This window comes from Tistrella bauzanensis (genome assembly GCF_014636235.1).
In the GTDB taxonomy this organism is placed as follows: Bacteria; Pseudomonadota; Alphaproteobacteria; order Tistrellales; family Tistrellaceae; genus Tistrella; species Tistrella bauzanensis.
The window spans coordinates 1-10,000 of sequence record NZ_BMDZ01000110.1; the positions used below are offsets into that span (position 1 = coordinate 1).

General features: G+C 66.7%; 9 protein-coding genes. 7 read left to right on the forward strand and 2 right to left on the reverse strand.

Annotated features, from left to right (window positions below):
* Window positions 1-92: 92 nt before the first annotated feature.
* The 4 genes from IEW15_RS24040 (at window position 93) to IEW15_RS24055 (ending at window position 7,133) form a co-directional block, all read left to right on the forward strand.
* Complete coding sequence (locus IEW15_RS24040; protein WP_188582843.1) at window positions 93-314, forward strand: hypothetical protein; 222 nt, start codon at window positions 93-95, stop codon at window positions 312-314.
* A 171-nt stretch (window positions 315-485) separates the two neighbouring features.
* Window positions 486-4,820, forward strand: a complete 4,335-nt coding sequence (locus tag IEW15_RS24045) for a strawberry notch-like NTP hydrolase domain-containing protein (RefSeq protein ID WP_188582845.1) — start codon at window positions 486-488, stop codon at window positions 4,818-4,820.
* Window positions 4,820-5,875 carry a DUF7146 domain-containing protein gene (locus tag IEW15_RS24050; RefSeq protein ID WP_188582847.1) on the forward strand — a complete coding sequence of 352 codons (1,056 nt, stop codon included), beginning with the start codon at window positions 4,820-4,822 and terminating at the stop codon, window positions 5,873-5,875. Before IEW15_RS24045 ends, IEW15_RS24050 begins: the two co-directional genes overlap by 1 nt.
* A gap of 328 nt (window positions 5,876-6,203) precedes the next feature.
* Window positions 6,204-7,133: a DUF2493 domain-containing protein gene (locus IEW15_RS24055; protein WP_188582849.1), complete on the forward strand. Its 930-nt coding sequence runs from the start codon at window positions 6,204-6,206 to the stop codon at window positions 7,131-7,133.
* Between the two features lie 73 nt (window positions 7,134-7,206).
* Here IEW15_RS24055 and IEW15_RS24060 read toward each other — a convergent pair whose 3' ends face one another.
* A complete protein-coding gene (locus tag IEW15_RS24060; RefSeq protein WP_188582859.1) occupies window positions 7,207-7,416 on the reverse strand; it encodes a hypothetical protein in 210 nt (69 codons plus the stop codon).
* 320 nt (window positions 7,417-7,736) lie between these two features.
* Here IEW15_RS24060 and IEW15_RS24065 point away from each other — a divergent pair, with 320 nt between their 5' ends.
* From IEW15_RS24065 to IEW15_RS24075, 3 genes are all read left to right on the forward strand, one after another.
* Window positions 7,737-7,904, forward strand: coding sequence for a hypothetical protein (locus IEW15_RS24065; RefSeq protein WP_188582851.1), 168 nt, complete (start codon window positions 7,737-7,739; stop codon window positions 7,902-7,904).
* A gap of 148 nt (window positions 7,905-8,052) precedes the next feature.
* On the forward strand, window positions 8,053-8,493 hold the full coding sequence (locus tag IEW15_RS24070; RefSeq protein ID WP_188582854.1) for a hypothetical protein: 441 nt from the start codon (window positions 8,053-8,055) through the stop codon (window positions 8,491-8,493).
* A gap of 600 nt (window positions 8,494-9,093) precedes the next feature.
* On the forward strand, window positions 9,094-9,420 hold the full coding sequence (locus IEW15_RS24075; protein WP_188582855.1) for a DUF736 domain-containing protein: 327 nt from the start codon (window positions 9,094-9,096) through the stop codon (window positions 9,418-9,420).
* 110 nt (window positions 9,421-9,530) lie between these two features.
* On the opposite strand, the gene IEW15_RS24080 is transcribed toward IEW15_RS24075, so the two are convergent.
* Window positions 9,531-9,782, reverse strand: coding sequence for a helix-turn-helix domain-containing protein (locus tag IEW15_RS24080; protein ID WP_188582857.1), 252 nt, complete (start codon window positions 9,780-9,782; stop codon window positions 9,531-9,533).
* Window positions 9,783-10,000: the final 218 nt, after the last annotated feature.

A 10,000-nucleotide genomic window follows, 5' to 3' on the forward strand; every position in this document is an offset into this window, starting at 1 on the left:
CAGGCGCCGGCCGCAGGCTCAAGGGCGGATCTCACTGCGATCGCGACACATTCCGAAGACCCATTCTGCAACAGGCTCTCGGGAGGCGCGTCATGACAAAGCAAGCGAAGGCCGAACCGCGTCGCGTCGTCTTCCAGTACCTCGTCCCTGTGCATGTCGAGGTCGAGGACGGGCTGGTATCCCGCGTCACAGTGATCGACGAAACGCCTATCGCCGATCCCACCGTCGTAGAGGGCGACGCCACCTACCTGGCAGACGCCTTCGCCGCGGCGGACGACGGCCAGGCCTGGCCCTCCTGGCAATTCGGCTACTGACCATCGCCGCACATTCCTCTGCGCCCCGCCCTCCGGCGGGGCGCCGTTCCTCATGTCGGCCACGGCCGTGACGATGAGAGGGAGAGGACGGCCGGGACGGGTTTGAGCCGGTACGGTCCGAGAGAGAGCGCCGGCCGGCTCGCCCGTTCCCGCTCTCCCGAGGCTCCCTTCATGAACGACCTTTCTCCGATCGCGGCCGACCAGGCCGCGCAGCCGTCGCCTGTCCATCGTCCCGACGCCCCCTGTTCGATCATCGCCGCCGCCCAGCAGCTCCTCCCACATCTCGAGCGCGGCCAGCGCGTCGATGCCGCGATCCTACGCGCGGCCATGGAAGCGGCTTTCGGCGCCTCCGACGCCTCGGGCGCCTGGGACTGGAAGACGGCCTATGACGCCTGCGAGGCCGGGACCGTCCTCTTCCTCCGCAAATACGGAAAGGCGCTGTTCCGTAAAGCCGACTCTCCGGCATCCCGGCTTTCCGCCTTGACCAAGATCGCCGGCCTTCTCCCCACCCACACCCGCCGCTCCGCCGAGAGCGAGGCTTTCCAGCAATTCTCAACGCCGACCCCGCTCGGCTACGCCGCTCTGACCGCAGCCGCCATCGGGCCTGCGGACCGCGTGTTGGAGCCTTCGGCCGGAACCGGCCTCCTCGCCATCCTGGCCGAGATCGCGGGTGGCGCGCTCGTGCTGAACGAGCTGGCCGAGACCCGGTCGGCGCTGCTCACCTCCCTCTTTCCGGCCGTCTCCGTCACACGCTTCGACGCTGCTCAGATCGACGATCACCTCGATCCGGCCGTCGTCCCGAGCGTCGTGTTGATGAACCCACCGTTCTCGGCGATGGCGAACGTCGCCGGCCGCATGGCCGACACCGCTTTTCGCCACATCGCTTCGGCGCTCGCGCGTCTCGCCGACGGCGGGCGGCTCGTGGCGATCACCGGCGCGAGCTTCGGGCCGGACACCCCAGCCTGGCGCGACGCCTTCGTCCGGCTGCAAGAGCGCGGCCGCATCGTGTTCACGGCCACGATCGACGGCGCGGTCTACGCCAAGCACGGCACCACGATCGACACGCGGCTGATCGTCATCGACAAGGCGCCGGCTGACGACCCGTCCGCCTTGCCGGCGTCCCTTGGCATCGCACCCGACGTCGCCACGTTGCTGGGCTGGATCGCCGAGCACGTTCCGCCGCGTCTGGCGTTCGCGCCCAGCCTCGCCATTCCCATCTCGGCCGGCGCCGCGCCGCGAACCGTGCGCGGCTATCTCGCCCGCGCCGCTGCGGCGCACCCGGTCAAGCCTTCGGTCGCCGATCCGGAGGCGGTCGATCTCGCCTATGAGACAATCGACTGGACGCCGCCTGAGGGCGCGCGTCTCAGCGACGCGATCTATGAGGAATACCGGCTCCAATCGATCCGGATTCCCGGAGCCCAGGCGCACCCGACGAAGCTGGTGCAGTCCGCCGCCATGGCCTCGGTCGCGCCGCCAAAGCCAAGCTATCGGCCACGGTTGCCGATCAATCTCGTCAGCGACGCGCTGCTGTCCGACGCCCAGCTCGAGACCGTGGTCTATGCCGGCGAGGCGCATGGCGACTATCTCGCCGGTGCCTGGACCGTGGACGAGACCTTCGATCTCGTCACCGCCGCCCGCGACGATGCGCCGAACGCCGTCCGCTTTCGCCGGGGCTTCATGCTCGGCGACGGCACCGGCGCCGGCAAGGGCCGCCAGTCGGCCGGCATCATCCTGGACAACTGGCTGAAGGGTCGGCGCAAGGCGGTCTGGATATCGAAGTCCGACAAGCTGCTCGAGGACGCCCAGCGCGACTGGTCGGCCCTCGGCATGGAGCGCCTGCTCATCACGCCGCTCTCGCGCTTCCCCCAGGGCAAACCGATCCGGCTGTCCGAAGGCGTCCTATTTTTAACCTACGCTACGCTGCGGTCCGACGACCGCGGCGAGAAGCTTTCGCGCGTCCGCCAGATCGTCGAATGGTTGGGCTCCGATTTCGACGGAGTGATCATTTTCGACGAGAGCCACGCCATGCAGAACGCCGGTGGAGGCAAAGGAGAGCGGGGCGACGTTGCGCCCTCGCAGCAGGGCCGTGCGGGCTTGCGCCTGCAGCACGCTCTTCCGGACGCGCGCGTCGTCTATGTCTCGGCGACCGGCACCACCACGGTCCACAACCTCGCCTACGCACAGCGGCTCGGCCTCTGGGGCGGCGAGGACTTCCCCTTCGCCACACGCGCTGAGTTCGTCGAGGCGATCGAGGATGGCGGAGTCGCGGCGATGGAGGTGCTGGCCCGCGACCTACGCTCGCTCGGGCTCTACACCGCCCGTTCGCTCTCCTATGACGGCGTCGAATACGAGCTGGTCGAGCACCCGCTCACCGACGAGCAGCGGCGCATCTACAACGCTTATGCCGGCGCCTTCGCGATCATCCACAATCACCTCGATGCGGCGATGCAGGCCGCCAACATCACCGGCGAGAGCGGCACGCTGAACGCCCAGGCGAAGTCGGCCGCACGCTCGGCTTTCGAGAGCGCCAAGCAGCGCTTCTTCGGCCATCTGCTGACCTCGATGAAGACGCCGACCCTGATCCGCAGGATCGATCAGGACCTCGCCGACGGCCATGCCGCCGTGATCCAGATCGTCTCGACCGGCGAGGCCCTGATGGAGCGCCGGCTCGCCGAGATTCCGACCGAGGAATGGAACGACATCCGCGTCGACATCACGCCGCGCGAGTATGTTCTCGACTACCTCTCTCATTCCTTCCCGGTGCAACTCTACGAGCCGTTCACCGACAGCGAGGGCAACCTCTCATCCCGGCCCGTCTTTCGGGACGGCCAGCCCGTCGAGAGCCGCGAAGCCGTCGCCCGCCGCAATGAGCTGATCGAATGGCTGGCTTCGCTGCCGCCCGTTCCCGGCGCGCTCGACCAGATCGTCCAGCGCTTCGGCACAGACCTCGTCGCCGAAGTGACCGGACGCTCGCGCCGCGTGGTGCGCAAGGGTGACCGCCTCGTCGTCGAGAACCGCGCGGCCTCCGCCAATCTCGCCGAGACCGCCGCTTTCATGGATGACCTGAAGCGCATCCTGGTGTTCTCGGAGGCGGGCGGGACGGGCCGCAGTTACCACGCCGAACTGTCGGCGCGGAACCGTCGGCTGCGCGTCCACTATCTGCTCGAACCCGGCTGGAAGGCCGACGCGGCGATCCAGGGGCTGGGGCGGACCAACCGCACCAACCAGGCGCAGCCGCCGCTGTTCCGGCCGATCGCCACGGACGTGAAGGCCGAGAAGCGCTTCCTCTCGACCATCGCCCGTCGGCTGGACACGCTGGGCGCGATCACGCGCGGCCAGCGCCAGACCGGCGGCCAGGGACTCTTCAGACCCGAAGACAATCTGGAATCGCACTACGCCCGTGACGCGCTGCGCCAGCTCTACCTGCTGCTCGTACGCGGCAAGATCGACGGCTGCTCGCTCCAGATGTTCGAGGCCGCCACGGGCCTCAAGCTCATGGATGCCAACGGCATCAAGGACGAATTGCCGCCGATCACAACCTTCCTCAACCGCCTGCTCGCTCTCACCATCGATCTGCAGGGCGCGTTGTTCACCGCGTTTGAGCAGTTGCTGAACGCCAAGATCGAGGGCGCCATCGCCAGCGGCGTCTATGACGTCGGGCTGGAGACGCTGCGGGCCGAGAGCTTTGTCATCACCGATCGCCGCTCGATCTACACCCATCCCGCCACGAGCGCGGAGACCCGGCTGCTCACCATCACCGAGCGCCGGCGCAATCGCCCGGTGACGCTCGATGAGGCGCTGGACCATCTCACCGATCCCCGCTCTATGCTGCTCGTCAACGAGCGCTCGGGCCGCGCCGCCGTGCAGATCCCCGCGCCGAGCCTCATGCTCGACGATGGCGAGATCGAACGCCGCGTACGCCTGATCCGGCCGATGGAGCATCACCATGCGTCGCTGAAGATGATGGACGAGAGCCACTGGCAGGCGGCGGAGCGCGAGGCCTTCGCCACCGCATGGGTTCACGAAGTCGCCGAGATCCCCGAGTTCGCCGACAGCACGATCCATATCGTCGCCGGGCTGTTGCTGCCGATCTGGAAGCGCCTGCCGAACGAGTCGACGCGCGTGTATCGCCTCCAGACCGACACCGGCGAGCGCATCATCGGCCGCAGGGTCTCGCCCGCCTGGGCGGCGAACGCGTCCGTAACCGGGACCATCGCCCTGACGCCGGATGCCGCCTTTACGGCGCTGATGGAGGGCCGCACCGTTCTCGACCTCGCCGAGGGCCAGCAGCTCCACCGCGTGCGCGTCATGGGCGCTCACCGCATCGAGCTGTCGGGCTTCACCGACACGATGCGCGACCGCCTGCGCGCCTACGGCCTCTTCAGCGAGATCATCTCGTGGAAGCTGCGCATGTTCGTGCCGACCGACGCCACCGGCGCCGGCGTGCTGGCGAAAGTCCTCGACCACTATCCGGCCCTGCGCATCAGCGAGCGGGAGGCCGCGTGATGGCACGCCACGACGCGGCCGAATTGGCGCACCGTCTCGCGCGCGACGCCGAGGCGGTGTGCCGCCGCTACCTCTCCGCCGGCCGCCGCGAAGGCGGCTACTGGCTCGTGGGCGACGTGCGCAATACGCCGGGCCGCTCGATGTTCGTTCGGCTCAAGGAGTCGCCGAAAGGGCCGGCCGGCAAATGGACCGACGCCGCGACCGGCGAGCATGGCGATCTGCTCGACGTGATCCGGGAAAGCTGCGGCCTGGTCGACTTTAAGGACGTTGCCGATGAGGCACGTTCATTCCTCAGCCTGCCGCACCCGGAGCCTGAGCCGGATCGTCCCCGATCGCGAACGCCCAGCGCTCCAACCGGATCGCCGGAGGCGGCACGGCGACTGTTCGCCATGTCGCAGCCGATCGAACGCACTCTCGTAGAAGCGTATCTCCGTAATCGCGGCATTACGTTTTTGCACGGAACCGGAAGCCTGCGTTTCCATCCGCGCTGTTACTATCGGCCGGACGAGCACAGCCCGACCGAGACGTGGCCGGCGATGATCGCCGCCGTCGCCGATCTTTCCGGCCATCTGACCGGCGCGCATCGCACTTGGCTCGACCCCGGCGGCTTCACCGAGGCGACACTCGGCAAGGCGCCGATCGACACGCCGCGACGGGCGATGGGCGATCTTCTCGGTCACGCCGTTCGATTTGGCGTGGCGGGCGAGATCATGGCGGCCGGCGAAGGTATCGAGACGATACTGTCGCTCCGATGCGTCCTGCCAACCATGCCGATGGTCGCAGCCCTCTCGGCAGCGCATCTTTCCGCCATCCTGCTCCCGGACACGCTGCGCCGACTCTACATCGCCTGCGACGACGATCCGGCCGGCGATGGCGCGATGGCGACATTGGTTGACCGGGCGCAGGAGGTCGGGATCGAGGCGATCGTGATCTCGCCACGGCTCGGCGACTTCAACGAGGATCTCCGCCTGCTCGGGATCGACGCGCTTCGAGCGGCCAGCCGGGTGCAGATCGCCGCACAGGACGTCGCCCGCTTCATGGAGCTGGCGGCCTAGCCGGAATGGGATGAGAGGCGATTCGCCGGCGTCGTCGCCACAGGGTCGGCGGTCGTGCTTTCCCTCAGCGTCGGAGAGGACCACGCCCACGGCCTTCTGAGAGGGCGATCGGGCAGCAAGCGGCCCGGACCGGCAACCTTGTGGGCCGACTATTTTCCGTCGGCGGCGGAGCCGCCTTTACATCGCGAGACAAAATAGTCGGCCCCCTTCGGTCCTCCGCCGAGGCTTCGGCCCTCCGCTGCGCTGCGGGTGCAAGTCCGTTCCGCCCGCCGCCTTCGTCGCCATGAAGGCCGCGATGGGCGCGGCCGATCCGACAAGGAAAGCCGCGATGACCACCAACCACGACGACGATTTCGAGCCGCACCACAGCTCATCCCCGACCGACCAGGTCCTCCACGAACTCCAGCTCTATGGCTACCGCCCCTTCAACGACGAGCCCGATCCCAGGCCGCTTCCCGAAGCGCACATCCTCGCCGGCAGCATCTCCGACATCTTCGACGCCCTCGTGGTGGCGCTGGCTGACACTCGCCTCGAACCCGACCTCGAGGACCTGCTCTGGTCGACGGTGAATGTCTTCCATCGCGCCATCGAACGGATCGAACGCGAACTCGACGACAACGAGCTGGCCCAGCAACGCGCGCAACGGGAACAGGACGGCAGCGAGGTCAAATCCGTCGAGCTGGAACGCCTGACGGCGGAAGGCCAGACGCTGATCGAACGCCGCAACGCCTTCGAGCTGATGCGCGATCAAGCGGCCGACCAATTCGAGCATCACACCCATTCGGCCTGGCGGCCGCGCAACGGCTCGAAGGTCAACCATCGCAATCTGACCTCCGCGATGATCGACAGCCGCGACTTCCTGGCGGCGAAGAAGCGCGCGGCGAACCAGGTGCTCCTCCCCCCGGGTCCGAAGGTCGCACTCACCGGCGGGCTCGACTTCAACGACCACCGGCTGGTCTGGGCGAAGCTCGATCAGGTCCACGCCAAGCACCCGGACATGGTGCTGCTGCACGGCGGATCGCCCAAGGGCGCCGAGCTAATTGCAGCCAAATGGGCCGACAACCGCAAGGTCACGCAGATCGCCTTCAAACCCGACTGGACGAAGCACGCCAAGGCCGCGCCGTTCAAGCGCAACGATGCAATGCTCGAAGTGCTGCCGATCGGCGTGATGCACTTCCCGGGCACTGGCATCCAGGACAACCTCGCCGACAAGGCCAAGAAGTTCGGCATCCCGGTCTGGAAGTTTGGCGGCGCGTGAGCGCTGCCTTCTCTTCGTCCGCAATGAAGTGAACCCGGAAAAGCGGATCGGCGGCTTTCAGCAAAGCCGCCTTTCAGTCCGGTTCACCCGTCACGGCAATCTGGGCCGCACGAGCATAGTGCGCCAACTCCGTATCGTTCTCGATCAGGCCATCGAGCAGCGCCTTCATGTCGCTCTGATCGGACGCCGATTGAAACGGCCCCGGCTGCCGCTCGATCGCCAGTACCGCAATGGCGAGCGCCTTCTTCACCAGGTGCAGGTCGCGTCCCGTAAATTCCGCCATGCCGCATGCCTCAACCATCATGTCGACTCGTAAGCACACCTTAGCTGATCGGCCAGCGCACCGTGAGGACAACGAGGTTCCATGCATTGTCCGCGACGGCCTTTGAGTGGCGGCTCCTGCCGGCGGACGCCACCCCGCGTCTATCAGCGCTGATCCTTGGTCCGGCAGAGGACCTGACGCCATCAACCCGTAAAGGGTCGGCTTACGCGAAGCGTGCCGCCGCTGCGTCTTCGCCTTCGCGGTGATTGCGGCCCTCGGCCGAACACATCGGGCGCCTGTCGCGCGGGGATGGTCCCCGCCTCAGCACAGGAGCCGGATCAATGTCTCAAGCCCTCGCATTCGCTAACGGCTGGAACCTCGCCATCACTCTCATGGTCTGCGTAGTCGTCTTTCATGCTGACGCTGGCAACTTCGGCGTCATGCTGGCCGCCGAATATGACGGCGATCCCGCCGCCGTCATCCACGAATTCGACCCCTTCCAACCATGAAGGGGCCAACCGCCACACACGCTGAACCTCAGAGCGCCAGCGGGATTCCCACTCCCACTGGCGCCTGTTTGCGGCTATACTCATGCTCGCGCCGTGGTGGTGGTGGAAGGCGCGACCGTCAGACCTTTATCTCACGGAGTACACCGCCATGATCATCTTCGGACCACTCCTCGTCATCGTCGGCATCGGCTTTATCTGCTGGCTGCTGTTCACCCTCGCTGTATTTGCGTTGCCGTTTTTCGCCGGTCTGACGATCGGCATCTGGGCCTTTCACACCGGCGCCGGCGTGCTTGGAGGCATCGCCGTGGGTCTAGTGGCGGGCGGCGTCACCTTTGGCCTGGGCCAGCTCGCGCTCGCCTTTGTGCCCTGGGCATGGGCTCGGCTCCTGATCATCTTCCTCTATGTCGCGCCCGCCACCGTCGCCGGCTACAGCGCCACGCATGGGATCGCCCAGATGGCGATGCCTTCACCCACCTGGCAGACGATCTTCGCCGTCATCGGCGCGGTCGCCGTCAGCGTCACGGCGTTCGTCCGCTTCACCGGAATGGCCGCGCCCGGACCAGCCGGACAGGGCTTAGCGCGGGGCTGACATCATCACGTCGACGGCCGTCGGGGTGGGGCCAGATCACGCATTCGGTATGCTCGCGATCCTCGTCGTCGAACGCGGAGTGAGGGCCGACTGGCGTCGAAGCTCACCCGATCATCGCAGAGTACCGGGCGTCGTGGCGGGTTGTTGAGGCGACATGGCCGAGGTGGCGACGTCTTTCGGATATGGCCAACGATGCGCGTGACGGGGCGTGCAGCCGGAGCTTGGTCTCCGAAGCAGGAGATCCGTTGGTGGCCAGGACGGGGCCCGGATTACCGTCGAATTCACTGGCCAGCCTCCGCGGTGACTCGAAAGTCGCCAAGTTCCCCTTGATCTCAGCTCTGTCAGGCCGAGCGCACCGAACGGCCTCTTCGATGGATGGATCTGGCCGAAGGCCGGCTAAAGCCTCGACCGCCTATGGCGCAACAGCGGCGTCAAAACTTTCTTCCCCTGCCGGCTGCGCCGTCATTCCTCGCGAGACAAGAAAGCCCCTCCTTTGCTGTCGAGCCCCTTCGGGGTGCGCCGTCGATCGCCTCCGGCCCTTCGATCACCATCGAGGCCGCAATGGTGCGGGCTCGGAAACAGAGATCAAGGAGAACTACCATGGCGACCATCGGCACCTTCAAGAAGACCGGTTCGAACGAATTCACCGGCGAAATCGTCACCCTCTCGGTCCAGGCCAAGAACGTCCGGATCGTCCCCGAAGCCACCCGCTCCGGCGACAACAGCCCCAGCCACCGCGTCTATGTCGGCCGGGTCGAGATCGGCGCCGCCTGGGCCAAGCGCTCCAACGAAGGCCGCGACTATCTGGGCCTCAAGCTCGACGATCCGAGCTTCACCGCCCCGATCTTCGCCAACCTGTTCGATGACGAGGACGGCGAGGGCTACAGCCTGATCTGGTCCCGCCCCAACGGCCGCCGGAGCGACTGACCTCCCTACAATGCCCCGTCCGGCCGGTCCGGGCGGGGCATCGACTTTTTCGAGAGTTCCTGGGCCGCCGTCGGCCAAGGTCGAACCCAGCGGCGCCCGGGACGAAGGCGCTATTGTTGAGGCTCGGCTGAAATCGCCGAGTCGCCATTGCGATGAGGAGCTCGCACCAGCTCGGTAGCCTCCACATCAAGCGCTTCGGCCACCTGGCCCAGGACGGTGACGCTCGCCGACACGTCGGCGCGCTCGATCGCCCCGATATACCGGGCGCTCAACCCGGCCCGCTCGGCCAACTCCTCTTGCGTCATCCCTTTCGCATGACGCAACCGACGCAGATTGATCGCCATGACCTCCTTGAGATCCATGGCGATGATGGAGCCGACGCCGGAACCATCGTTCCAGGAACGATCATTCCGATTCGTCCGCGGGTTATGCTATCCATCCCTAGTCTCGACTGCCTCTGTACCATCAATTTGAGCAACGTGATGCGCCATAAGCATCAGGGGATGTCCCGCCCGATGTTGAAAAGGGCTCGGCGGACGTCGCTGGTTGATGAGGCTATGCAGCCTCGCAGACGGGGTCA